This is a genomic window from Streptomyces pseudoechinosporeus, from assembly GCF_054783935.1.
Genome location: NZ_BAAGPS010000013.1, coordinates 1 through 411 on the forward strand (window position 1 = coordinate 1; position 411 = coordinate 411).

Here is a 411-nt window from a genome sequence, read left to right on the forward strand (position 1 = left end):
GACTTGCATGTGTTAAGCACGCCGCCAGCGTTCGTCCTGAGCCAGGATCAAACTCTCCGTGAATGTATTCCCGTAGTCGGGACGACACCACGAGAGCGGAACAGCCGGGCGGAATAAGCCCGGCCGTTCACAGCGTCCTCGCTGTGTTTTCTTCAAAGGAACCTCGTTCCCGACCAAACGGCCGGAGACGGGGTATCAACATATCTGGCGTTGATTTTTGGCACGCTGTTGAGTTCTCAAGGAACGGACGCTTCCTTTGTACTCACCCTCACGGGCTTTCCTCCGGGCTTCCCTTCGGTCTTGCGTTTCCGACTTTATCAGAAGATTTTGGTCGGAATTCCCGTCCCGTTCGGGCTGGTTCCCCATGCACAGTTGCGCCGGGTTCCCGTTCAGGCGGAGCCGTAAACGTAC

General features: G+C 56.9%; 1 rRNA gene. It reads right to left on the bottom strand.

Annotated elements, in window-relative coordinates:
* Positions 1 to 63: ribosomal RNA gene (locus tag ACYVO6_RS20240) — 16S ribosomal RNA — on the bottom strand; the annotation flags it as partial.
* Positions 64 to 411 lie beyond the last annotated feature (348 nt).